General features: G+C 66.2%; 21 protein-coding genes. 8 read left to right on the plus strand and 13 right to left on the minus strand.

All coding sequences use genetic code 11. The features are described 5' to 3' along the window. Window positions 1–5: 5 nt before the first annotated feature. The 7 genes from CEY08_RS07605 to CEY08_RS07635 all read left to right on the plus strand — a co-directional run bounded on the left by CEY08_RS07605 (window position 6) and on the right by CEY08_RS07635 (window position 9,115). Window positions 6–431 (plus strand): F0F1 ATP synthase subunit epsilon, encoded by a 426-nt coding sequence (locus CEY08_RS07605; protein ID WP_013391134.1) that lies wholly within the window; start codon window positions 6–8, stop codon window positions 429–431. A gap of 186 nt (window positions 432–617) precedes the next feature. Further along, window positions 618–1,484: a helix-turn-helix domain-containing protein gene (locus tag CEY08_RS07610; protein ID WP_232033782.1), complete on the plus strand. Its 867-nt coding sequence runs from the start codon at window positions 618–620 to the stop codon at window positions 1,482–1,484. Between the two features lie 175 nt (window positions 1,485–1,659). Continuing rightward, the gene (gene hemE, locus CEY08_RS07615) at window positions 1,660–2,733 is read left to right on the plus strand and encodes a uroporphyrinogen decarboxylase (RefSeq protein WP_063639305.1); all 1,074 of its coding nucleotides are present in this window, start codon (window positions 1,660–1,662) and stop codon (window positions 2,731–2,733) included. A 304-nt stretch (window positions 2,734–3,037) separates the two neighbouring features. Further along, entirely contained in the window at window positions 3,038–5,125 is a 2,088-nt protein-coding gene (locus CEY08_RS07620; RefSeq protein ID WP_076817133.1) for a primosomal protein N', read from the plus strand. A 207-nt stretch (window positions 5,126–5,332) separates the two neighbouring features. Beyond that, window positions 5,333–7,396, plus strand: a complete 2,064-nt coding sequence (locus CEY08_RS07625; protein WP_042795565.1) for a UvrD-helicase domain-containing protein — start codon at window positions 5,333–5,335, stop codon at window positions 7,394–7,396. Between the two features lie 107 nt (window positions 7,397–7,503). Continuing rightward, window positions 7,504–8,358 (plus strand): class II glutamine amidotransferase, encoded by an 855-nt coding sequence (locus CEY08_RS07630; RefSeq protein ID WP_076817136.1) that lies wholly within the window; start codon window positions 7,504–7,506, stop codon window positions 8,356–8,358. Between the two features lie 136 nt (window positions 8,359–8,494). Beyond that, entirely contained in the window at window positions 8,495–9,115 is a 621-nt protein-coding gene (locus CEY08_RS07635) for a hypothetical protein (protein WP_076817139.1), read from the plus strand. 25 nt (window positions 9,116–9,140) lie between these two features. On the opposite strand, the gene dapD is transcribed toward CEY08_RS07635, so the two are convergent. The 10 genes from dapD to CEY08_RS07685 all read right to left on the minus strand — a co-directional run bounded on the left by dapD (window position 9,141) and on the right by CEY08_RS07685 (window position 20,017). After that, entirely contained in the window at window positions 9,141–10,124 is a 984-nt protein-coding gene (gene dapD, locus CEY08_RS07640) for a 2,3,4,5-tetrahydropyridine-2,6-dicarboxylate N-succinyltransferase (protein ID WP_042795562.1), read from the minus strand. Window positions 10,125–10,195: 71 nt separating this feature from the next. Then, the gene (locus tag CEY08_RS07645) at window positions 10,196–11,182 is read right to left on the minus strand and encodes an autotransporter outer membrane beta-barrel domain-containing protein (RefSeq protein ID WP_232033783.1); all 987 of its coding nucleotides are present in this window, start codon (window positions 11,180–11,182) and stop codon (window positions 10,196–10,198) included. A 19-nt stretch (window positions 11,183–11,201) separates the two neighbouring features. After that, window positions 11,202–12,332 (minus strand): M20 family metallopeptidase, encoded by a 1,131-nt coding sequence (locus CEY08_RS07650; protein ID WP_063639560.1) that lies wholly within the window; start codon window positions 12,330–12,332, stop codon window positions 11,202–11,204. Between the two features lie 38 nt (window positions 12,333–12,370). Next, the gene (locus CEY08_RS07655; protein WP_042795560.1) at window positions 12,371–13,276 is read right to left on the minus strand and encodes a prolyl oligopeptidase family serine peptidase; all 906 of its coding nucleotides are present in this window, start codon (window positions 13,274–13,276) and stop codon (window positions 12,371–12,373) included. Then, window positions 13,276–14,286: an ABC transporter ATP-binding protein gene (locus CEY08_RS07660; RefSeq protein ID WP_076817141.1), complete on the minus strand. Its 1,011-nt coding sequence runs from the start codon at window positions 14,284–14,286 to the stop codon at window positions 13,276–13,278. The genes CEY08_RS07655 and CEY08_RS07660 overlap by 1 nt, the downstream gene beginning before the upstream one ends. Continuing rightward, window positions 14,283–15,266 carry an ABC transporter ATP-binding protein gene (locus tag CEY08_RS07665; protein WP_076817143.1) on the minus strand — a complete coding sequence of 328 codons (984 nt, stop codon included), beginning with the start codon at window positions 15,264–15,266 and terminating at the stop codon, window positions 14,283–14,285. Before CEY08_RS07665 ends, CEY08_RS07660 begins: the two co-directional genes overlap by 4 nt. Before the next feature lie 138 nt (window positions 15,267–15,404). After that, a complete protein-coding gene (locus tag CEY08_RS07670; RefSeq protein ID WP_042795556.1) occupies window positions 15,405–16,322 on the minus strand; it encodes an ABC transporter permease in 918 nt (305 codons plus the stop codon). 6 nt (window positions 16,323–16,328) lie between these two features. Beyond that, a complete protein-coding gene (locus CEY08_RS07675; protein WP_042795555.1) occupies window positions 16,329–17,306 on the minus strand; it encodes an ABC transporter permease in 978 nt (325 codons plus the stop codon). Between the two features lie 49 nt (window positions 17,307–17,355). Further along, complete coding sequence (locus CEY08_RS07680; protein WP_063960476.1) at window positions 17,356–18,942, minus strand: ABC transporter substrate-binding protein; 1,587 nt, start codon at window positions 18,940–18,942, stop codon at window positions 17,356–17,358. Between the two features lie 103 nt (window positions 18,943–19,045). Further along, on the minus strand, window positions 19,046–20,017 hold the full coding sequence (locus CEY08_RS07685) for a M14 family metallopeptidase (RefSeq protein WP_076817148.1): 972 nt from the start codon (window positions 20,015–20,017) through the stop codon (window positions 19,046–19,048). 255 nt (window positions 20,018–20,272) lie between these two features. On the opposite strand from CEY08_RS07685, the gene CEY08_RS07690 reads away from it, so the two are divergent. Next, complete coding sequence (locus CEY08_RS07690) at window positions 20,273–21,208, plus strand: LysR family transcriptional regulator (RefSeq protein ID WP_223306395.1); 936 nt, start codon at window positions 20,273–20,275, stop codon at window positions 21,206–21,208. 74 nt (window positions 21,209–21,282) lie between these two features. Here the strand turns inward: CEY08_RS07690 and CEY08_RS07695 are convergent, their stop codons facing one another. From CEY08_RS07695 to CEY08_RS07705, 3 genes are all read right to left on the minus strand, one after another. Continuing rightward, window positions 21,283–22,896, minus strand: a complete 1,614-nt coding sequence (locus tag CEY08_RS07695; RefSeq protein ID WP_063639311.1) for an ABC transporter substrate-binding protein — start codon at window positions 22,894–22,896, stop codon at window positions 21,283–21,285. 385 nt (window positions 22,897–23,281) lie between these two features. Next, a complete protein-coding gene (locus CEY08_RS07700; protein ID WP_042795552.1) occupies window positions 23,282–23,515 on the minus strand; it encodes a hypothetical protein in 234 nt (77 codons plus the stop codon). A 120-nt stretch (window positions 23,516–23,635) separates the two neighbouring features. Continuing rightward, complete coding sequence (locus CEY08_RS07705) at window positions 23,636–24,496, minus strand: NAD(P)H-hydrate dehydratase (protein ID WP_076817151.1); 861 nt, start codon at window positions 24,494–24,496, stop codon at window positions 23,636–23,638. Between the last annotated feature and the right edge of the window lie 28 nt (window positions 24,497–24,524).

Below are 24,524 nucleotides of genomic sequence, written 5' to 3' on the forward strand. Positions count from 1 at the left end.
CCGATATGGCTACCCTGCATGTGGATGTCGTCAGCGCAGAGGAAGCGATCTTCTCCGGTGAGGCGAAGTTCGTGGTGCTGCCTGGCGAAGCGGGTGAACTGGGCATTCTGCCCGGCCACACCCCGCTGATCTCGCGCATACGCCCCGGGACGGTCAAGATCGTTCGTGCCGACCAAGGCGAGGAGAACATCTTCGTCGCCGGGGGCATTCTGGAAGTGCAGCCGGGCAGCGTGACGGTTCTGGCGGACACGGCCATCCGTGCCGCCGACCTGGACGAAGCCCGCGCCCTGGAAGCGCGCCAGAAGGCCGAACAGGCCCTGGCGAACGCCAAGGACAAGGCCGACATCGCCGTGGTCGAAGCCGAACTCGCCATGCTGGCTGCGCAAGCCATCGCGGCGCGCAAGCTGCGCCAAGGCGGCCGTTCGCACTAAGCGGCGAAGCTGTGCCCCGGGGTTCGCCCCGGATTCGAAAAAGGCGGCCCCCGGGCCGCTTTTTTCATGCCCGCCGCCCGGCATTGCGGGCACGCTTGCGCTAGCCGCAATGCGACCACTACGAATGGCGAGGCGACAGTCGCAACAGTAGCCTTCAGCTTTCCTGGTCAAGCAGAGGAGGAAAGCGTGCGAGAAGTCCTGGATTGCGGAGTCCTGTTGGCGCCTGGTCACGAAGGGGCGATGCGCGACCTGGTCGCGAGGCATCCGGCCAGACAGACGCGTGTGCGGCTGCACCTGGTGTCGCTGAGTCCGATTCGTTACGCGGCTGCCGGTCAGGCGCCTGAGGGGGAGGCCGCCGCGGCGGATGTCGAGGCTCCGGTGGACAGCCTAGCCGCGGGCGCGGATGTGCAGGCGCTGGCCCGGCTGGCGGTGGCGCTCAAGCGCTATGACTGCTGCATCCTGCCGGTCGCGCCGGCCTCGTTGTCCTGGGCGCGGACGGCCTTGCAGCAAGCGCAGCCCGCGCTGGCCACGCCGGTGCTGCTGCTGATTTCGGACGTAAAGGCCCCCGCCATCGAAGACCTGTTGAACCTTGGCGCTTCAGATTTCGTGGCGCAGCCGGTCTGCCTTGAAAGCTTGCGGGTGCGCCTTGGTCGCTTGGCCAGCCACGCGCATCGGCGTGGCGTGCCGCACGCAGGCATACGCGAGCCGGCGGCCGCCTACCGAGAGTCTGCGCCACGGCCGGGTACGGCGGGAGCGCAGCGCCCCGGGGCCTTGCGTGCCCGGGTGTCGCCTGATCTGGTCGAGCAGACTCTGGCCGGCTGGCGCCATCAGCATCTGCGCGCCGCGCATGAATCCTTCAGAACGGCGAAGGCGCGGGTGGTGGACGGCTTCGAGCGCGATTACATCCGGCTTGCGTTGTCTCGCCACGGCGGCAACGTGGCGCAGGCGGCAAGGGCTTGCTGCAAGCACCGTCGGGCGTTCTGGGCGCTGATGCGCAAGCACGGCATCGAGGCGGCGCCATACCGCCAGGCGGCGCAGGAGCGGGAAGCCTGACACATGGGCCGGCGTCGCGATTCCCCGGCACGGCAGGGCGCTATTCTTGGCTTGGGGCCCGCCCTCGCACATTGAAAGCGCCTCGCTTGCGCGCGGGCAAGTCCCGCGCTAAGGCTTCCCACGACTTGTCAGCCAGGGGAAGTAAAATCACGGCTTCCGATCATCGAGGATAGTCGTGTCTGCTTCCGTACTGAAGAACGATGTGTTCTTGCGCTCGCTGCTGCGCGAGCCCGTGCCCTACACCCCGATCTGGCTGATGCGCCAGGCCGGCCGCTACCTGCCCGAGTACCGCCAGACGCGTGCCCGCGCGGGTTCCTTCATGGGCCTTGCTCAGAATCCGGACTACGCCTCGGAAGTCACGTTGCAGCCGCTGGAGCGCTTCGACCTGGACGCCGCGATCCTGTTCTCGGACATCCTGACGGTGCCCCACGCCATGGGTCTGGGCCTGGACTTCGCAGAAGGCGAGGGGCCGCGTTTCGCCCGGCCGGTGCGCACCGAGGAAGACGTGATGCGCCTGGAAGTGCCGGATATGGACAAGCTGCGCTATGTCTTCGACGCCGTGCGCACGATCCGGCGCGACCTGGACGGCAAAGTGCCGCTGATCGGCTTTGCCGGCAGCCCGTGGACCATTGCCTGCTACATGGTGGAAGGCCAGGGCAGCGATGACTACCGCCTGATCAAGACCATGCTGTACTCCCGGCCCGACCTGCTGCATCGGATCCTCGAAATCAACGCCGAAGCCACGCTGCAGTATCTGAATGCGCAGATCGCCGCGGGTGCTCAAGCCGTGATGCTGTTCGACAGCTGGGGCGGAGTCCTGGCCGACGGCTTGTTCCAGCAGTTCTCGCTGGCCTACACCCGGAAGGTGGTGGCCGGCCTGACCCGCGAACACGAAGGCCGCCGCGTGCCAGCCATTGTCTTTACCAAGGGTGGCGGCCAGTGGGTGGAAGAGATCGCCGCTTGCGGCGCGGACGCCGTGGGCCTGGACTGGACGGTGGACTTGGCCGCGGCGCGCCGTCGCACAGGGGATTCGGTGGCGTTCCAGGGGAACCTGGATCCCATGGCGCTTTTCGGTGGTGCCGCCGCCATCCGCGCCGAGGCGCGGCGGGTGTTGGACGCCTTTGGACCGGTGGGCAAGGGCGGCCATGTGTTCAATCTGGGTCATGGCATTTCCCGCTTTACTCCGCCAGAAGCAGTAGCCGAATTGGTGGATGAAGTCCACCGGCACAGCCGTTCGCTGCGGGGGTAAGTGAGTGGACGCTTCGGTCCCGAGGGCCGAAGCGGGAGGGCCCCGTTAGGCACTTGTGCACAGCAGGATTGCTCTCGGGGAAAACCCTTTAGAAGCTAGTTTACAATCTTGGAAGCCGTCATAAGTTATTGTTTTTAATAATGAAAAGTCGGTTTTCCACAAGATTTCGCAAGTTTGCGCAATCTTGTCAAATTCCAATTTCCGATGTTGCTCCAGCCTTTTCCCCAAAGTTATCCACAGGCCAGGGACGGAGCACGCCGGCATCATCCGGGATCATCCTTCTACATGCTCCGTCCTAGCACCCATGTCTGACGCCTTGCCGGATACGCCCTCCGCGGTTTGCTGGGTGCGGGTGGCGCTGGACGTGCCGCTGCCAGGCCCCTTCGACTATCGCAGCGAGGCGCCGGTGACGGTGGGCCTGCGGGTCATCGTGCCTTTCGGTCGCCGCAAGTTGATTGGCGTAGTGGTGGATAACCCGGCCGAGCCGTCTTTCGATCCCAAGCAAATCCGGCCGATCGAAGAGGTGCTGGATGACTTGCCGCCTTTCGACGAGGACTGGCTGCGTCTGGCGCGCTTTGCGGCGGACTACTATCAGCGGCCACTGGGCGAGGTGATGCTGCCGACCCTGCCGCCGCCGTTGCGCAAGCCCACGGCCTACCAGGGCAAGCGTTCCGCTGGCGGGCCGGTGGCGAGGCTGGACTCGCGCAAGCGCAAAGCCGCGAGGACGCCAGCCCAGGCTGACCAGCCGCCGGCGCTCAACGATGCCCAGCGCGAGGCGGTGGACACCATCGGCGCCCTGGAAGGATTCAAGCCCGTCCTGTTGCACGGCGTGACCGGCAGCGGCAAGACCGAGGTGTACCTGCGGGCGGCAGAGAAGGTGCTGGCGGCCGGGCGCCAGGTACTGTTGATGGTGCCCGAAATCAACCTGACGCCGCAGCTGGAAAACGCGCTACGCGCTCGCCTGGAGGCCTTGGTCGGACCCGAGGGCCTGGCGGTCATGCATAGCGGCCTGTCCGACGGTGAACGGCTGCAGGCCTGGGCTCGCGCCCAACGCGGTGAGGCGCGCATGCTGCTGGGCACGCGCATGTCGGTGTTCGCACCCCTGAGCCAGCTGGGCTTGATCGTGGTGGACGAGGAGCACGATGCGTCCTACAAGCAGCAGGACGGCCTGCGCTATTCGGCGCGCGACCTGGCCGTGTGGCGCGCCCATGACCTGGGTATTCCGGTGGTGTTGGGATCGGCCACGCCGTCGCTGGAAACCTGGCAGCACGCCGAGCGCGGTCGCTACTTGCGCCTGACCCTGCCGGGCCGGGCGCGCGCCAGCAGCCTGCCGTCGATGCGCTTGGTGGACACGCGCCGCCTGCAGCTCAAGCAAGGCATGTCGCCGCAGTTGCTGGACGCCATCGCGCAGCGGCTGGAGCGCAAGGAGCAGTCGCTCATTTTTCTGAATCGGCGCGGCTATTCGCCGGTGCTGCATTGCCAGTCCTGCGCCTGGGTCAGCAATTGTCCGCGTTGCACGGCGTTCACCGTCCTGCATCGCACTGACGGCCGCGGCCACCGCCTGCAATGCCATCACTGCGGTTATCAAGCCCCGGTGCCGCGCGCCTGCCCCGAGTGCGGCGACCAGGATCTGGCGCCCATGGGGCGTGGCACGCAGCGCGTCGAAGAACACTTGGCAGAACTGTTTCCCGAGGCTCGCATCCTGCGCATCGACGCCGACAGCACGCGCAAGAAAGGCAGCGCCGAGGCGTTGTTTGCGTCGGTGCATGCCGGCGAGGTGGACATCCTGGTCGGTACGCAGATGGTGGCCAAGGGCCACGATTTCGCGCGCCTGGGGCTGGTGGGAGTGCTGAATGCGGACTCGATGCTGTTCGCGCACGATTTCCGGGCGCCGGAACGCCTGTTCGCGCAACTGATGCAGGTGGCGGGGCGGGCCGGCCGTCACCAGGGCAACGGCGAGGTGCTGATACAGACCGGATACCCGGAGCAGCCGGTCTACCAAGCCCTGTTGCGGCACGATTACGCCGGCTTTGCCCGCCATGCCTTGCACGAGCGCGAAAGTACCGGCCTGCCGCCTTTCGTCTATCAGGCGCTGCTGACCGCCGAGGCGCGCGAACTGAAGGTGGCGCTGGAGTTCCTGGAGCGGGCGCGGGCGTTGCCCGAGGGCGAGTGGTCGGCCGATTTTCCGGGCCTGGACGCCATCATGCTGTACGACCCGGTGCCCCTGCGCGTGGTGCGCGTGGCCAACATCGAACGCGCGCAGTTGCTTGCGGAAAGCAGCAGTCGCCCCGCGCTGCAGGCGTTCCTGGCGTCCTGGTCGCACCATTTGCCATACCTGGCCAACGAGGCGCGCGTGCGTTGGCAGCTGGAAGTCGATCCGCTGGAAATCTGATCTCTGCGGCAAGGGCCGATGCGCCCTCGACCTGATTGTTCTATGATCTTTCTCCTCTATCGCGCCGGCGCGGCAGGCCTGCTGCGCCGGCTGCGCCCGTCCCCTTTTTCTCGCGTCGTACCGGCCCGCTGACGGGCGGCCGCAAGCCCTGCGCTTGCCGGCTGCATCTTCAATGCGGCTGCCGCGATGCACGATCACCTGACTCAAATGTCCGCAAGCGAACCCATCGGCCATGGCATGAACCCCGCTCAACGCGAAGCGGTGCTGTACCTGGACGGCCCCTGTCTGGTGCTGGCCGGCGCTGGCAGCGGCAAGACGCGCGTGATCACGCAGAAGATCGCCTACCTGCTGCGCGAGTGCGGCTACATGGGGCGCAACGTGGTGGCCCTGACCTTCACCAACAAGGCCGCGCGCGAAATGGACGAGCGCGTGAAGACCCTGGTGGACCGCAAGCTCTCAAAGGGCCTGATCATCAGTACCTTCCATTCGCTGGGCGTGAAAATGCTGCGCGAGGAAGCGCGCAACGCGGGCCTGAAGCCCACGTTTTCCATCCTGGATGCCGACGACGCCATGGCGATCATCCAGGAACTGCTGAACACCACCGACAAGGCCCGGCTGCGTCATGTGCAGGGGATCATCTCGCTGTGGAAGAACGCGCTGATGGAACCGGACGACGCCGCGCGCGAAGCCATCACGCCGGGCGACGTGGAAGCGGCCAACGTCTACCGCAGCTACGCCGCCACGCTGGCTGCCTATCAGGCGGTGGATTTCGACGACCTGATCCGCATTCCCGCGCTGCTGCTGGCCAATAACGAAGAGGTGCGCACCCGCTGGCAGAACCGCGTGCGTTACCTGCTGGTCGACGAATACCAGGACACCAACGTGTGCCAGTACCGCCTGGTGCAGTTATTGACGGGCTCGCGCGCCATGTTCACGGCGGTGGGCGATGACGACCAGGCGATCTACGCGTGGCGCGGCGCCACCATCGAGAACCTGGCCAAGCTGACCACCGACTATCCCAATATCAAGCTCATCAAGCTGGAACAGAACTACCGTTCGGTGCAGCGCATCCTCGCTGCCGCCAACCAGGTCATTGAAAAGAACCCGAAGCTGTTCGACAAGAAGCTCTGGTCGGATCTGGGCGTGGGCGAACCGATACTGGTGTCGGCCATGGATGGCGAGGAACAGGAAGCGGAATCGATCGCCATGAAGGTGTCGGCCTCGCGTTTCGAGCGCCAGGCGCAATGGAAGGATTTCGCCATCCTGTATCGCAGCAACCATCAGTCGCGCATCCTTGAGCAGGCGCTGCGCAACCTGAAGATTCCGTACACCATCTCTGGCGGCCAGAGCTTTTTCGACAAGGCCGAAGTGCGCGACGTGCTGGCTTATCTGCGCCTGCTGGCCAACGACGATGACGACCCCGCATTCATCCGCGCGGCCACCACGCCCAAGCGCGGCATCGGCCAAGCGACGCTGCAGACGCTGGGCCAGTATGCCGCCAGCCGCGAACTCTCTCTGCTGGCGGCGGTGGCCGAAACCGGCCTGGAAAGCCTGTTGGCACCGCGCCAGCTGGAACCCCTGCGCACTTTCACCGAGTTCATCCGCCGCATGCAATGGCGCGCGGGACGCGGCGCGGCCGATGGCAAGAACGCTCCAGCCGCCGAACCCGCGGGCGTGCTGCTGGACGATCTGCTGGAAGCCATCCAATACGAGCGCCATCTGTATGAGCTGTTCGAGGAGCGGCCCGCCCAGACGCGCTGGCAGAACGTGCAGGAGCTGACCGGCTGGCTCAAGCGCAAGGCGGAAGAAGACAACATGACGCTCTTCGACCTCGTGCAGCACGTGGCGCTGGTCACCATGCTGGAGCGCGGCGAAGAAGAAGAGCCCGACGCGGTGAAGATGTCCACCCTGCACGCATCCAAGGGCCTGGAGTACCCGCATGTGTACCTGGCGGGCGTCGAAGAAGGCCTGCTGCCCCACCTGGGCAAGGACGATGAGGTCGGGGACCCGGCGCGCGCCGCCGAGAACCTGGCCACACGCATCCAGGAAGAGCGGCGGCTGATGTACGTGGGTATCACGCGCGCGCAGCGCAGCTTGAACCTGAGCTGGTGCAAGCGCCGGCGCCGGGCCCGCGAGGATCTGGTGCGCGAGCCGTCGCGCTTCATCGAGGAAATGGGCCTGGGCGACGTGCGCATGCAGGAAGACGAAGCCACTGCGGCGATGAATCCCAAGGAGCGCATGGCCATGCTGAAGGCATTGCTGAAGAAATAGGGGCGGGGCGGCGGCTTGTGGAAAGCCGCGGGCTGCTCCTACACTGGGTTGCGCCCGTCCCGCGGTTCGTTGGGGCGCGGCAACCTCGCAGATCGAAGGAGCGCGCCATGTGTCGCTGGCTGGCTTATACCGGTAGTCCCATACAGATGGAGAGCGTGCTGTTCAAGGCCAAGCACTCCCTGATCGACCAGAGCCTGCACGCGCGGCTGGGCGCCACGACTACCAACGGCGATGGCTTCGGCCTGGGCTGGTACGGCCGCCAGCATGAAGGCCAGCCCCTGGAGCCGCCGTTCCGTTACCGCAGCGTGCATCCTGCCTGGAACGACCGCAATCTGCGCGAGGCGGCGCGCGCCATCCATGCGCCCTTGTTCGTGGCGCACATCCGCGCCGCTACCGACACGCCCGCGCAGGAGACCAATTGCCATCCGTTCCGTCACGGCCAATGGCTGTTCGTGCACAACGGCGTCATCCGGGACTATCCGCTGCTCAGGCGCGACTTGATGCTGATGATCGCGCCCGCGTATTTCGGTTCGCTGGAAGGATCGACGGATTCCGAGGTGATGTTCCTACTGGCGTTGAGTTTCGGCCTGGAGGAAGACCCCCTCGGGGCGCTGGCCCGCATGGTGGGCGCGGTGGAAGAAACGGGCAGGCGGCATGGCGTGGCCCAACCCATCAACATGACGGTCTGCGCGCTGGACGGCAAGCGCCTGATCGCGGTGCGCTATTCGAGCGAGGCGGATTCGCGCACGCTGTTCCACAACACCTGCGTGCGCCATTTGCGCCAGCTGTATCCCGACAATCCTCAGATCGCGGCGCTGGATGACGACGCCTTTCTGTTGCTGTCGGAACCCTTGACCGAGATGCCTGGCGCCTGGGAGGAAGTGCCCGAAGCCACCGCCATCATCGCAGGGCATGGCCAGGTCACGCATTATCCGTTCGCGCCGGTGCCGCCGGGGGGCTGAGTCTGCCCTGCAAGGCGGAAAGACGGGGGAAATAGGGTCATGAAGCGCGTATCTCCCATATAAGGGAGAATACGGATCGCATGACTTTGCGACGTCCTGGGCCGCGAAAGCACCCTAATTCCAGTAAGGAAGTTGCATGACCGATAGCAAAACCCCGCAGGCCTCTATCGCGCTGGCGGTGTTTAACCATACGGGGAGCACCCCGGATTGCTTTGAGTTGCACGAGCATGGCATTGTTTGCCGACAAGGCGACTCGCGTACTTACGCCGCATTTGCAGACATCCAGGACCTTTGCCTGTTCGCCTCCGGGCCGGATGCGGCCTCGGGCCTGATCAATAGTTTTGCCTACCGCACCCATCCGGCGCATGGCTGGACTCGCGTGCCCGCCGAAGTAGGCGAATTCAACAAATTGATGGACGCATTCCGCTCGCGCTATGTCGCGCAGCGCTTGCCTGTGCTGGAAGAGGCCATCGCGGGCGGCGCGCGAGTCGCGTTCCGCTATATCCGCAGCGGCCACTTCCCGGACCTGGATACGCAGGAAATTTCCCTGTCGGCCGAGGGCCTGCATATGGGCGGCGCCACCTGGCCGTACGAATCGCTCAAGCGCATCGACCTGAACCAGTGGACCGAGACGATCAGCCTGCAGGACGAAGACGGCAAGACCGTTTTTGCGTGCCCTGCCGTGCGTGTACTCAGCTCGGACCTGTTCGTGAACCTGGTCTACGACCAATTGGGGCGGACGGCGGAATACGCCTGAGCAGGGTAGCCGCCGCAGCGCGGGGTCAATGTCCTGTGTGCAGGTCCGGGTTCAAGGTGCCCCAGGCGGCGGTGCGTACCAGGCATTCAACGGCGCCGGTCTGCGAATTGCGGCGGAACAGCAGGCCTTGCTGGCCCGCCAGCGAGGTTGCCTTCACCACGGCTCCCTCTGGCGTCAGCACGCGCGTGCCCGCGGTGATGTAGCAGCCGGCCTCCACCACGCAATCGTCGCCCAGCGAAATGCCGATGCCTGAATTGGCGCCCAGCAGGCAGCGCTTGCCGATCGACACCACCTGCTTGCCGCCGCCGGACATGGTGCCCATGATGGAGGCGCCGCCGCCGATATCGCTGCCGTCATCGACAATGACGCCCGCGCTGATGCGGCCCTCGACCATCGACGCGCCCAGCGTGCCGGCATTGAAGTTGCAGAAGCCCTCGTGCAGCACCGTGGTGCCGGGCGATAGATGCGCGCCCAGCCGCACGCGCGCCGTATCGGCGATGCGTACGCCGCCCGGCATGACGTAGTCGGTCATGCGGGGGATTTTGTCGACGCCGCGGATCTCCAGGATCTGGCCGGAGGCGCGCAGGTGCCAGCGCAGCGCGTCCACCTGATCCACCGCGCACGGTCCGGCCGAGGTCCAGGCCACATTGGCCAGCACATTGAACAGCCCGTCCAGGTTGGCATCATGCGGACGGATCAGCCGATGACTGAGCAGGTGCAGGCGCAGATAGGCGTCGTGGGCATCGACTGGCGGTTCGTCCAGCGATGAGATCGCAGTGCGCACCGCGACGATGTCTACCTTGCGGCGTGTATCGCGGATCAGGGCGGTGGAAACGTGTTCGCCCAGCGCGGCGCGGGCTTCCTCCGGCGACAAGTGGCGCGTGCCGGTGGCAGGCGAATTGTCGGCCAGCGAGGGGCGCGGATACCAGGTGTCCAGGATGGCGCCGTCGGCGGCCAGCGTGGCGACGCCATAGGCGATGGCGCTGAGGGGCGTGGGGGAGTCGGCCATGATGAAAGGGGAAGTGCGCAGTCTGAGGGAGTAATTCTAAGGCGAAAGGGACGGAACGCAGGCAGGTGTTTTCAGAGGCTGCCAAAGGCCCATCGCAGGCTCAGCGAGCCTGTGTGCTCGCGATTGCCGCCGCCATATTGGCCACCGTAGGCCAGGCCGACGACGGCTGAGCGGGATACGGCGACTTCCAGGCCCGCGCCAGCCAGCGCGGCTGACCGCGAGATCGGCGCGCCGGCAACCGTCAACACGCTGCCGCCGTCCAGCACCACGGTTGTTTCCGGCTGCACGTCGCCAAACGCCCGGCGCCAGCCGACCGTTGCGTGCAGCCTGCCTGCGGTGGGCCCGAGCGTGAAGCCGGTCTGGCCGCGCAGGCCCAGCGTCGTAGTGGTCTGCCGGATGCGGCTCGCGTCGGCCGAGAGCGCGGTCGATCCTCCCGATTCACCGAAGGCGCGCGTGCGCACGTTGCGAATGGCGATGCCCGCAAATGGCTCGAGGGCGGCGCTCTCCGACAGCGCGAGTTCGTAACCCAGCTCGGAGAACACTTGCGCGGTGTAGGCGCTGAAGTCGGCGGTCAAGGTTTGCCGGGGGATGCCGGGCATCTCGAAATGCCGCCGGGTAGAGACGTCGTGCCAGGAGTATGAGGCGGCAGTCAGCAGGTTCAGCTTGCCGCGGCCAGCGCTGAACGACCGCTTTCCGTAGACCCCGGCGGTATAGCTGTCGACATCCAGCCGCGCATCGGCGGCATCGACGCGGACGCGGCTGCGAGTGGCGCCCAGTGCGCCGCCCAGCCGCCAGCCGGCGCCCGCGTCGAGTTCGCCGCCGCCATAGATGCCGGTGGTGCGCTGCTTGATCCGGGCCAGGCTGGCGCCGCCTTCCAGCGTCTGCCAGTTGTCGACGGCGACGATCCAGCCGGGTTGGGCCGGCGCCGGGCTGGAGGGCCGGTTGGCGAGCAGATCCGGGGCCGGCGCGGTCTGTCCAGCGTGCGAGTTCGCCGCGCCCGCCGCGATCGCGGCATGCGTGGCGAACGCCCGCGCCAGCAGCCGCCGGCGGACGGCCATCGGTGGCGGCAAGGCTTGCTTACGCCAGTTCTTTCAACAGCAGTTCCCAGAATTTCATGCGCTGTTCCAGCGTCGAAATCAGGATGTACTCGTTCAGGGTATGCGCCCCGTCGCCATCGGCGCCCAGGCCGTCCAGCGTGGGAATGCCCATGGCGGACGTGAAGTTGGCATCACTGCCGCCACCCGTCATGGGCGCGTCTTCCAGCAGGAAGCCCGCGCGTTCGGCGTAGCCCTGCACCAGCGCCAGCAGTTCGGCGGCGGCTTCGGTTTTCACCATGGGCGGGCGGTTCAGTTCCACGTCGATGTCCAGTTCGACGTCCGGGCCCACGGCGCACAGTTCGCGCATGCGGCGCAGCACGTCTTCGGCGGCGCCCATGTCGGGCACGCGGAAGTCGACCACGCAACGGCACAGCGCCGGCACCGTGTTGGTCACGGTGCCGCCGGCGATGGTGCCGACGCTGACGGTGATGCCGCGCTCATAGTCGGTCATGGCTTCCAGCGCCAGCACCTGGTGGGCCATTTCGCGGATGGCGCTGCGCCCCTTCTCATGCTGCATGCCGGCGTGGGCCGGGCGGCCCTTGACGTTCAGGTTCAGCATGCCGGTGCCTTTGCGGGCGGTGACGCACTTGCCGCCATTGGGGCGGGCCGGCTCGCAGACCAGCGCATATTTGGCATTGGCCGCGAAGCGTTCGATGTGCGCGCGCGAGGCGTGGCTGCCGGTTTCTTCGTCGGGCACCACCAGGAAGTCCACCGGCAGCTGGGTCGCGCCGGGGCGTGCCAGGCCGGACAGCGCGGTCAGCGCCAGGTAGATGCCGGCCTTCATGTCATAGCCGCCCGGCCCATAGAGGCGGTCGCCTTCGATGCGCACCGGGTTCTCCAGCAGCGTGCCCACCGGATGCACCGTGTCCATGTGCGCCAGGATCAGGATGCCGGGGCGGGTGTCGCCGGGGGCGCGGTTGGTCGCATACAGCAGCGGGCCCGTGGTCGGGCCCAGCGACGACAGCTCCACCGTCAGGCCGGCCGCTGCGGCGTAGTCGGCGATGATGCGCGCCATGGCGGCGATGCCTTCGGGGAAGTTCGAAGGCGATTCGCATTGCAGCCAGCTCTTGATGCCGGCGACGATCTGTTCAGTGCTCTGGATGTTGGACATGGCGATAGCGGATTTCTGCAGCGGAAAAATGGGGGCGTTCAAGCGACCTGCTGGCCGGCCAGGCGGGCCAGTTCGGCGGCGTCGGGCATCTTGCCGTCGAACCAGATGCTGGCGCATACGGCGGACATGGCGCGGCCGTCGTGGCCGATGCCGGGCACGACCTGCAGCTTCCAGCCAAATGGCACGCCGCGGCGCTCGGCTTCCTTGCGGCCAAACTCGAAGTAGTTCTGCGCGCGCGCATAACGGTGCGGACCCTGGCGCATGGCGGCGGGTTCGGACGGCAGGTTGGGATCGTCGGTGGCGATGTCCTGGTCGCCCGCCAGGATGGTCATCGGGTAGGCCAGCAGCTTCACCAGGTGGTCTTCGGTCAGGCCGACGCCGTCCATGCCCTCGGGGAAGGGATGGTCGAAGGTCGGCAGCGTGTACCAACCGGGATTGCCGGCGGCCACCGCTTTGAAGGGAGCATGCGACTGGCTGCTCATCAGGCGATGCACGAACTGGCCGCCAGCGGAGTGCCCGAACAGATAGACGTTCTGGCCGTCGGTGATCTCGGCGGCGATCAGGTCCTTGATGACGTTGCCCACCAACGCGTAGGTCCAGCCATCGATATGGCGCGGATTGCCGCCGGCCGAGAACACGCGGCCGTTGTTATAGCTTTCCACGCCGGGCCAGATCTCGTTGGAGAAGGTCAGCGCCACGATCAGCAGCTTGTGCTTGTCGGCGGCTTCCACCCAGAAGTCTCGGTACTCATCGCCATTGCGCAGCACGCCGTGCTGCACGATGACGACCGGGCAATCGGGCGTGTAGCCGTAAGGACGGTAGGTCTGGAGCTTGAACGGACGGTCGGAATTGCGGTCCTCGTCCACATACAGGATGGCATTGCGGCCGGCATGCCCCAGTTCGATGGCGATGCGGTCGACGTTGGACATCTCAGAGGGTTTCATCAGGCGTTCGCCTCATTCAGGTGACAGGCCGACCAGTGGCCTGCCGAGATTTCTTTCAGGACCGGCGCCTGCTCGCGGCAGCGCGGCATGGCGTGGGGGCAGCGGGGATTGAAGGTGCAGCCCGGGGGCGGGTTCAGCGGCGACGGGATCTCGCCCTTGATCGGCGTGAACTTGCGGCCGCGGCGGGCCACGTCCGGCACTTCCGCCATCAGGGCCTGGGTGTAGGGGTGGTTGGCATGCGCGAAGATCTCGGCCGACGTGGAAATTTCCACAATCTTGCCCAGATACATGATCGCCACTCGATCGGAGATGTGCTTGACCACGCCCAGGTCGTGGCTGATGAACAGATAGGTGAAGCCATGCTGTTCGCGCAGGTCCATGAACAGGTTGATCACCTGCGCCTGGATGGAAACGTCCAGCGCGGCCACGGGCTCATCGCAGACCAGGAACTTCGGCGCCACCATCAGCGCGCGGGCGATGCCGATGCGCTGGCGTTGGCCACCCGAGATCTGGTGCGGGAAGCGGTCGCGGTATTCGGGGTCCAGGCCCACTTCCTTCAGCGCCTGGTCGATGCGCGCGGGGATCTGGGCCGCAGGCGCCAGCTTGTGGACCTTGAGCGCTTCGCCCAGGATCTGGCGCAGGCGCTGGCGGGGGTTCAACGAGGCCTGCGGATCCTGGAAGATCATCTGCACGCCCAGCGTATAGGCCAGCTTGTCGGCACCGCGCAGGCGGCGGGCTTCCTGGCCCTGGTACAGCAGTTCGCCCTCAGTCTGGCCATGCAGGCCGGCGACGACGCGGCCCAGCGTGGACTTGCCGCAGCCGGACTCGCCCACCAGGCCCACGACTTCGCCGCGCTGAATGGACAGGTCCACGCCATTGACGGCGTACACCGTGCGGCGGTCAATGGGGCGGCCCGTCAGGGCCAGGATGCGTTGGGCCAGGTCGGGCCGCTGCTCAAAGCGTTTGTGGACGTTCTTGAGCTCGATGACAGGGGTATCGGCGGTACTCATACCGACTGGGCCTCGCGGGTAATCGGCACGTAGCAGCGATAGCTGCGCGAACCTTCGATGGTGACGGTGGGCGCCTGCTCCGTGCAGCGCGTGACAGCGCTGCTGCAGCGCGGACGGAACGGACAGCCCGAGGGACGGCCGGCGAGGCTGGGCGCCATGCCGTTGATCTGGTGCAGGCGCGCACCCGGCTGGGTGGCGCCGGGCATCGAATCCAGCAGGCCCTTGGTGTAGGGGTGGCGGGGTGAATCCAGCACCTGTTCGACCGGGCCGCTTTCGACGATGCGGCCGGCGTACATCACGGCCACGCGGTCGGCCAGTTCGGCCACCACGCCCAGATCATGGGTGATCCAGATCAGCGCCGTGTTGTGTTCGCGGCAGATCTCCTGCATGCGGTACAGGATCTGGCCCTGGATGGTGACGTCCAGCGCGGTGGTCGGCTCGTCGCAGATGATCAGGTCGGGCTTGTTCAACATGGCGATCGCAATCGCCACGCGCTGGCGCATGCCGCCGGAGAATTCGTGCGGATAGCTCTTCAGGCGTTTTTCGGGCGAGGGAATGCCGACCATGGCCAGCGCATCGCGGCAACGCTCTTCGGCTTCGGCGCGCGGCACGTCTTCATGGGTGAGGATGGCCTCCATCATCTGCTCGCCGATGCGCAGCACCGGATTCAGCGTCATCAGGGGATCCTGGAAGATCATCGCGATGCGGTTGCCGCGCAGCTGGCGCATCTGCTCTTCGCTGAGCTTGCGCAGGTCCGTGCCCTTGAACTTCACCTCGCCGTCCACGACTTCTCCGGGCGGGTCGATCAAGCCCAGCAGCGAGAAGCCGGTAACGGATTTGCCGGAGCCCGATTCGCCGACCAGGCCGACGATCTCGCCGCGGCGCACGCTAAGGTCGACGCCATCGACCGCCAGCCAGGCGCCAGCTTCGGTATGGAATGCGGTGCGCAGGCCGCGCACTTCAAGAATGTTTTCGCTCATATCAATTGTCCACAGAGGCAAGCCCATCCGCTGCGCGTGCAGCAGGTGTCACCCGGTCGGGATGCCGCGGAGCCGGCTCTGCCGGTCCGCAGGCATGCCCCCTTGAGGGGGAAGCGCGCAGCGCTTCGGGGGTGGGCCTCATCTCTTCGGGTCCAGGCTTTCGCGCAGGCGGTCGCCCACGATGTTGATGGAAAGGATCAGCAGCAGCAGGGCGATGCCCGGGAACAGGCTGATCCAGTAGTCGCCCGACAGCAGGTACTGGAAGCCATTGGAAATCAGCAGGCCCAGCGAAGGCTCGGTGATGGGCACGCCCACGCCCAGAAAGGACAGCGTGGCTTCCAGGGCGATCGCGGTCGCGATCTGGATGGTCGCGAACACCATGACCGGACCCAGGCAGTTGGGCAGCAGGTGAAAGAGCATGATGCGCCAGGCCGGGAAGCCCAGGTTGGCGGCGGCTTCCACGTATTCCTTGCGGCGTTCCTGCAGGGCTCGGCTGCGCATGATGCGCGCATAGTGGCCCCATTGCACCAGCACCAGGGCCAGGATCACCTTGTCGACCCCGCGCCCCAGCACCACCAGCAGCACCAGCGCCACCAGGATGGTCGGAAAGCCCAGGATGAAGTCGACGATGCGCATGAGCACGGTATCGACCACGCCGCCGATATAGGCGGCCACCAGGCCGATTGCGCCACCCACGGCGGTGGCCAGCACCACGGCGGACAGGCCCACCATCAGGCTGATGCGCAGGCCATACAGGATGGCGCTGAGCATGTCGCGGCCCTGGTCATCGGTGCCCAGCCAGGCGATGCTGCCATCCATCAGGGCCTGGCGCGGCGCAAGGCGGCCGTCCATGAGCGAGAGATTGGCCAGGTCGTAAGGGTTCTGCGGCGCGAAGTAGGGCGCGAAGACCACCAGGATGATCAGGATGGCCAGCGCGATGACGGAGCCGCGCACCGTGGGGCGCGCGTGCAGTTTCTTCAGGATGGAGGCGCGCTGGGGCGTGTCAGCCAGGGGCTGGACGGTGCGGGTGCGGCCGGGATTGGGAGATTGAGCCATGGCGGATTATTGAGCGGGAGTCACGAGCTGCACGCGCGGGTCGAGCGTGGCGTACAGGATGTCCACAACCAGGTTGATGATCACGAAGATCAGGGTGACCAGCATCACGTAGGCCACGACGACCGGACGGTCCAGCTGGTAGACGCTGTCGATGAGCAGCTTGCCCATGCCTGGCCACGCGAACACGGTTTCGGTGATGGTGGAGTAGGCGATGAGGGTGCCGAACTCCATGCCGATCACGGTGACCACGGGGATAAGGATGTTGCGCAGGATGTGGCGGCGCACGATGCGGCCGGGCTTCACGCCCTTGGCGCGCGCGAACTTCACGTAGTCCTGGCTGCGCGCCTCGACTACGCCGGACGCGGTCAGGCGCAGCACCAGCGCGATGTTGGCCAGCGCCAGGTTGATGGCGGGCATGATCAGGTGCGACCAGCCATCGGCCGTCAGGATCGACAGGCGCACTCCCAGCACGGTGACGGTATCGCCGCGGCCCGTGGCCGGCAGCCAGCCCAGCCACACCGCGAACAGCAGGATCAGCATCATGCCCTGCCAGAAGTTCGGCAGGGAAAAGCCCAGCACCGAGGAAGCCATGATGCCGCGGCCCAGCGGCTGGTCGCGGTACAGGCCCGCGATCAGTCCCAGCGGAATGCCGAACACACAGGTCAGCATGATGGCCACGACCACCAGCTCGAACGTAGCCGGGATGCGCTGCACGATCAGTTCGATCGCGGGAATGCCGTGGACGAAGGAGGTGCCCAGGTCGCCGTGCAGGGCGCGCCACAGGAATCCTGTGTATTGCTGCCATACCGGCAGGTCCAGGCCCAGGCGGGCGATCATCGCCTCGCGGGCGGCCTGGCTGGCTTCGGGGCTGACCAGCAGTTCTATCGGGTCGCCCACGGCATAGACCGCGAAGAAGACCACGACCGATACGGCCAGCAGCACGAACAGACTCTGTATCAGTCTGCGTAGGATGAACAAGGCCACGAGATTATTTCCTTGGTGGGCTCAGGGTTTGCGGGCGCCGCGTATCGACTTACTTGGCGGGCTTGGCCGACATGGCCAGGGTGTACTGGTCGGCGCGGCCTTCGTAGGTCAGTCCCTTGCGGAACGCCCAGATGCTGCTTTCGAAATGCAGGGGGATGCTGGGCAGGTCGGCCAGTGCAAGCGTCAGCGATTCCTGCAGCAGCTTTTCCCGCGCGGCGGGGTCTACGGTGACCAGGGCGCGCTTGAACACGCGGTCGAACTCGGGGTTGTCATAGCCGCCGTAGTTGCTGGTGCCCAGGCCGTGCTCCTTGTCGAACGCGCTGACCCAATACTGCAGGAAGGACGAGGCCTCTCCCGTTTCGGACGACCAGCCGCCCATGGCGAAGCTGAACTCGCGCTTGGCGCGCTTGGGGAAGTACACCGAGCGCGTCATGGTGTCGACGGTGGTCTTGATGCCCACGCGGGACAGGTATTGCGCCACGGCCTGCGAAATCTGCGCGTCGTTGATGTAGCGGTCGTTGGTGGACGACACGGTCAGCTCGAAGCCGTCCGGGTAGCCCGCCTCGGCCAGCAGCTTCTTGGCGGCGGCGGGGTCGTACTTGAGCTCAGGCGGGTTGGGCAGGGTGCCGAACATGCCGTCGGGCAGGAACTGGTTGGCCGGGGTGGCGGCGCCGTCCATGATGCGCGCGGCGATGGTCTTGCGGTCGATGGCCAGCGAAATCGCGCGGCGCACCCGCGCGTCCTGCAATGGATTCTTGCCGTCCGCGGCTTTCACGAGGGGGCTGGGGTTGCGGCCCACGTCGGGCTGGAAGTACACCACGCGCACCGACGGCGTGATGACGTGGCCAAAGCCCGGCGTTTCCGAAATGCGCTTCACGTCGCGCGCGGCGGGATTTTCGATCAGATCGAAGTCGCCTGCCAGCAGGCCCGTCAGGCGCGGGCCGGCAGCCGGCACGGGCACCAGCTTGACGTTTGCCCAGGCCGGCTTGTCGCCCCAGTAGGCGTCATTGCGCGCCAGCTCGATGGCGGTGCCCTTGACGTAGCTCTTCAAGGTGTACGGCCCGGTGCCGATCACCGAACGGCCGGTGTTGAAGTCGGCCACCGTGGGCCAGGCGCCGGTGACGCCGCACTTGTTCTTCAGGTCGAAGCTGATCGGGCCGTGTTCGGCGATGCCGTTCCACAGCATGCCCATGCGGGTCAGGTCATTGGGCAGCAGCGGATAGGGCTGGCGCGTCTTGATCACCAACGTGTTGCCGTCGCGCACCTGCACGTCGGCGAACTTCTGGACGATGGACGGATACGAGCTGCTGATGGATTGTTCGTTGTTGACCACGCGGCAGAACGTAAACAGCACGTCCTGGGCGGTGAAGGGCTGGCCGTTGGAGAACTTGACGCCGTCGCGCAGCGTGAATTCCCAGGTCGTGTCGTCCACCGGCTTCCAGGCCGTCGCCAGGCGCGGGATCAGGTTCATCCTGGCGTCCTGGCCCACCAGCGTCTCGAACATGTGCGAGGTCATCGCGTCGTTCGGCGTGGCCTGGTGGTAGTGCGGATCCATGGATGTCGGCTCGGACGACAGGCCGATTTTCAGTGTGCCGGCGGCATCCTGCGCGATGGCCGCGGTCGTACAGGCGGCCATTGCACAGGCCGTGAGTATGCTGCGATAGAACGTCTGGGCAGACACGGATTTGTCCCTTTCTTGTATTGGTTTTGTATTGCGTGGCGGCGTGCCGCCAGGGCTCTCAGGCGATGGGCTGCGCCAGCCGCACCACGGTAACGCCCGGCCGCAGATTGGCGGTGGACGGCATGATCAGGACGCAATCGTCGTAGGGAGTGACGACAGGCTCGCCTTCGGACCAGCCGATCAGGGTGCCGGCGGCTTCCAGCGTTTCCAGGCCTTTCCAGGGCTGGGCGAAGCGAAAATCGGCGCTCTTGGCGGCGATGGCGTGCGTCACGCGCAGTGCGCGCTGCGTCGAGGCAGCGGGGGCGAACCAGGCTTCGGGCAGGTCGCCGCGATCCACGGTGCCCGCCTGGATCAGGAAGCGCGCCATCTGGTCCACGGCCACGCCGCGCGCCTCGGGCGCGCCATGGAAGCCGCATTCGATCAGCAGCGACCGGGTGCCGTTGTCGCCGGCTTCGCCGAAGCGGCCGAAGTCGCGCATGCGCACGCCGGCAGCATGTCCGGCATCGGCAATGATGGTGGCGGGGTTGCCCAGCGCCAGCGCCAGGTCGATATTGCGCTGTTCCATGCCGGTCAGCTGCAGCGGCACGTCGGAATTGCTCATCGAATGGAAGTCGAGCAGCCAGTCGGCTTGTTCCACCCAGGGGCGGAGCTCGGCCGCCCGGCGGCGTTCCTGGCTGGTGGGGGCGCTGAGCTTGTCGTCGCTCCAGACGCGGTTCATGTCTTCGTCCACGAAGCGCGCCGGCGCGTAGTTGGCGGGGTCGAAGCGGTCGAATGCGGCCAGATTGCAAAAGGCCAGCGTCAACGAACCGCGGCGCGGCCGCAGGCCCGCTGCCAGAGCCTCCTTCAGCGCCCAGGCGCCGCAGAGTTCATTGCCGTGGATCAGCGCGCTCAACATGACGCTCTTGCCCGGCGCGCCCGAATCGAAATGCCAGACCCCCGGCGTGTCCGTGTTGCCCGCTCGCTCCGCGGACAAGTCCGGACAGGCAAGAAGAAACGGGCGCGGTAGGGACGCGGGGGCGGGCGTAGGCATGGGAACTCCGATGAGGCGACGGGATTGTATAGGCGATGGCGTTGGGGTGGCGGCTAGGAGCCGGCAAGGGCGCGCGTCGCGGCGCGGCGGGCGCTGAAAAGGGCTGCTAGCACGGGTTTTCCCTTATATATGGGGCGCGTCAGGCACGCGCCGCCTTCGTGTATTGGGCGAATTCTAGGAGCTTGGCTGCTTTCTCTACAATTAGAATATTTATCTAAAGCTTTGCAGAAAAAGCAAAGCTTGCGACATCCAAGCTTGCAGCTCATTGGGGGCCACGTGCACGGCATAGCGTTGAAGTACTTTCTGGAGGTTGCCCAGGCGGGCAGCCTGAGCGGCGCCTCCGAGCGTCTGCACGTGGCGGTGTCGGCCATCAGCCGGCAGATCGCCAAGTTGGAAGAGGAGGCGGGAGCGCCGCTATTCGAGCGCGCCGCGCGGGGCATGGTCCTGAGCGAAGCGGGCCAGCTTTTGCTGGCGCACGCCCGGCGCACCATGCTCGAAGCCGATTCGGTGCTGCAGGAAATTGCCGCCATGAAGGGCACCGCGCGCAACGAGATCCGGGTGGCTTCGGTGGAGGGCGTGGCGCGGATTTTCCTGCCCTCGGTGATGGCGCGCTTTCGGCGCGATTGGCCCAATATCCGCTTCGATCTGTTTGTGGGGTCTCCCGCCGAAGTCAGCCGCCGCGTGGCGGAAGGCAGCGTCGAGCTGGGCATGGTGTTCATTGCCGAGCGCATCGGCGGGGTCAGTCCGCGCTATTCGCGCCGCGCGCCGGTGCATGCGGTGATGGCAGCCGACCATCCCCTGGCGGGCCGGGCCAGCGTCAGCCTGCAGGACCTGAGCCAATATCCTCTCGCCCTGACCGGGCCCGGCACCACTACGCGGCAGCTCTTCGAGATGGGCTGCGCGCTGGAGTCGGTGCAGCTGGAACCGGCGTTGACCTGCAATGACTCCTCGCCGCTGCATGGCTTTGTCTTCGGGTCGGATGCCATCATGCTCAGCGGCTACATTTCCGTGGCCTGGAGCCTGCGGCGCGACGAGCTCATCGCCGTGCCGATTTCCAATGCGGAACTGCAGTCGCGCACGTTGCAGATCCAGGTCATGCCGGGCCGGGTGCTGCCGCCCGCGGCGGAAGCGTTCGCTGAAATGCTGGTAAGCGAACTGGACAGCGCGTTGCAAGGCAAGGCGGCTGCCTAGCGCGTGAAAACGGTCCTGGGGGCAAAAAAAAGCGGCTGCGCGAGGCAGCCGCTTTTCATTTCAGGCGGACCTGATTACTGCTTTTCCGGCGTGACCGAGGTGGCCAGCGTGTACTGGTCGCGGCGGCCTTCGTAGGTGATGCCCTTGCGGAAGGCCCAGATGCTGCTTTCGAAATGCAGCGGGATCAGCGGCACGTTGTCCAGCGCGATCTGGGTGGATTCCTGCAGCAGCTTTTCGCGCTTGGGCGCGTCCACCGTCACGATGGCTTCCTTGTAGACCTTGTCGAAGTCAGCATTGCTGAAGCCGCCGTAGTTGCTGGTGCCCAGGCTCTTGGGGGAGTCCAGGGACGCCACCCACAGCTGGAACAGCGCCGAGGCTTCACCCGTTTCCGCCGGCCAGCCGCCCATGGAGAAGCTGAATTCACGCTTGGCGCGCTTGGGGAAGTAGATGGAAGCCGTCATGGCGTCCACGTTGGTCTTGATGCCGACGCGGGCCAGATACTGGGCCACGGCTTGCGCCACCTGGCCGTCGTTCACATAGCGGTCATTGGTGGACGACAGCGTCAGCTCAAAGCCGTTCGGGTAGCCGGCTTCGGCCAGCAGCTTCTTGGCGCCTTCCGGGTCGAACTTGATTTCCGGGGCCTTGGGCAGCGCACCGAACATGCCGTCGGGCATGTATTGGTAGGCCGGGGTAGCCATGCCGTCCATGATGCGGGCGGTGATGGTCTTGCGGTCGATGGCCATCGAAATCGCGCGGCGCACGCGCAGGTCCTGCAGCGGGTTCTTGCCGTCGGCGCTCTTGACGAACGGGCTCGGGTTGCGGCCCACGTCCGGCTGGAAGAACACCAGGCGGGTCGACGGGGTGGCCACGAAGCCGAACTTGGGATTGTCCTTCAGGCGCGGCAGGTCGCGCGCGGCGGGGTTTTCGATCATGTCGAAGTCGCCGGACAGCAGGCCGGTCAGGCGCGGGCCCGCGGCGGGCACCGGCACGAACTTCACTTCCTTCCAGTACGGCTTGGGGCCCCAATAGTTCTCGTTGCGGACCAGCTCGATGCCGGTGCCCTTGACGTAGGACTTCAGGGTGTAAGGGCCGGTGCCGATAGCATCCTTGCCGTTGTTGAAGTCGGCCACGGTGGGCCAGGCGCCGGTCACGCCGCAACCGTTCTTGGGATCGAACGTGAGCTTGCCGTGCTCGACGATGCCGTTCCAGACGATGGGCAGCGAGCGCGCCAGTTCGGCGGGCATCAGGGGGAAGGGTTCACCGGTCTTGATGATCACCGTGTGCGCGTCCGGCGTTTGCACGTCGGTAATGCGCTTGGTCATGTCCATGTAGGACTGCGACACGTTGGTTTCGTTGTTCAGCGTGCGGCAGATCGTGAACAGCACATCCTCGGACGTGAAGGGCTTGCCGTTGGAGAACTTGACGTCGTCGCGCAGCTTGAATTCCCAGGTCTGGTCATCCAGAGTCTTCCAGGAGGTGGCCAGGGCGGGCACCAGTTTCATGTCGGCGCTGCGGCCCACCAGCGAACTGTAGACGTGCGCGGAGAACGCGTCGTTCTGCGTCATCTTGTGGTAGTGGGGATCCGCCGAAGTGGGTTCGGCCGACAGGCCGATCTTCAGCGTCTGGGCTTGGGCGGCGGCCAGGGGAATGGCGGCGGCCGCAAGGGCCAGGGTAGTGCGCAACTTCATGGTGACAACTCCGGATGGGGAACGAACCGGATCGCGCCTGCGTGTAAACCAGCCTGCGCCAGCCGCGCTTGCGGCGTCGCCTGGAAGGGGGCTCAGGGGGGTTTGGCGCCGGGCACGACGGCAAGGGGCCGATTATCGGTAGGGCGTTCGCGCACTGTCAATGCGCAAAGGCAAGCGCGGCGCTAGGGAAAACGCGGAGAGGGAGGGGAAAGAGGGCGCCGCGCTGCCTCGTCTGGAGGCCTGCGCGGCGCGATGGCGCCCGGGTGAGGGACGGGGCGCCGAAAAACCGCCGCAAAGGGCGCCGGGAAGCCGGCGGGCGTTGCGGCGGGGCGCGCCAGGCTGAATCGCGGGAGATCGATCGCGACTCAGGCCGGCGCGGCAGGGCTTACCACTGCGAGCCGGAGAAGCGCGAGCTGGCGGCGCGGGCCTTGTTCATCGAATCGTTCACTTCGTCGATGAAGGAAAACACGGCGGCAACAGCTGCCACTACGGCTTGGCCAGCCTTCTTCAGGTTGGTCAGCGGATGGGAATTCGGTTGGTTCTCGAGGGCGCCGCGGAGCAGATCGCGCTCCAGCGCGTCGGTCAGGCGGGCAGTGTGGTTCAGGGTCAGTTCGCTCATGGTTTGCTCCAGTCCGTTTCGTCTTGGTGTAAACCATTATAGGGATAACCCTAAGGTCGATGCAATGCTATTTTTAGGGTAAACCCCTATATGTTGTAAAAATGTTTATTCCACAGGGACTTAGCCGGCGTTTCGCAGGGCGCGAGCAGCGTCCGCCAACTCTCCGGCGGTCAGTCCGATGGGGCCGACACCCTGGGCGACCAGCGCGTCCGCCGCCGCGCCGTGCAGCCAGACCGCCCCGGCCACGGCTTGGTCCAGAGGCAGCCTCTGGGCGATCAGCGAGCCCAGCATGCCGGCCAATACGTCCCCGGTTCCAGCGGTGGCAAGCCCTGGATTGCCGCTGGTATTGACCCGCAAGCCGCCGCCGGGGGAGCAGACCAGGGTGCCCGCGCCCTTCAGTACGACCCACGCCCGGTAGCGCAGCGCCAATTGCGTGGCGGCACTTGGGCGGTCGGCCTGCACCGCGGCCGTGTCCATGCCCAGCAACCGGCCGGCTTCCGCCGGATGAGGCGTAAGCACCACGGGACCGTCGCCCCAGTTGGGCCGGATGTCGCCGCGGGCAAGCAGGTTCAGGCCGTCCGCATCCAGCACCAGCGGGGCCTCTTGACGCAGCACGAACAATTCGGACAGCGAGTTGGCCGCGAGCGCGCCCGTGCCAATGCCGCATCCCGCCACCCAGGCGGTAACGCCCCAGTCTTCCTCCAGCAGCGAGCGGGCGTCGCGCAGCATCAGTTCCGGCTGCAGCGGGTCGCAGGCGAGCGGTGCGGCGTCCTGGGCAAAACCGACCAGCACCTTGCCGGCGCCGGTCTTCAAGGCGGCGCGTGCGGCCAGCAGGGCGGCGCCCGTCATGCCGGGGCCGCCGCCCACCACCCCCACCGTACCGAAACTGCCTTTGTGCGTATCCTGGGCGCGCGGCGCGAACAGAGCGGGCAGGAAAGCGCGGTCGATGGCGTCGCCGACGGGCGGGACGGTAGTGTTCATGGGCTGAGGCTCCAGGGGAAATCGGCGT

The organism is Achromobacter insolitus, assembly GCF_002209555.1.
GTDB classification, from domain to species: Bacteria; Pseudomonadota; Gammaproteobacteria; order Burkholderiales; family Burkholderiaceae_B; genus Achromobacter; species Achromobacter insolitus.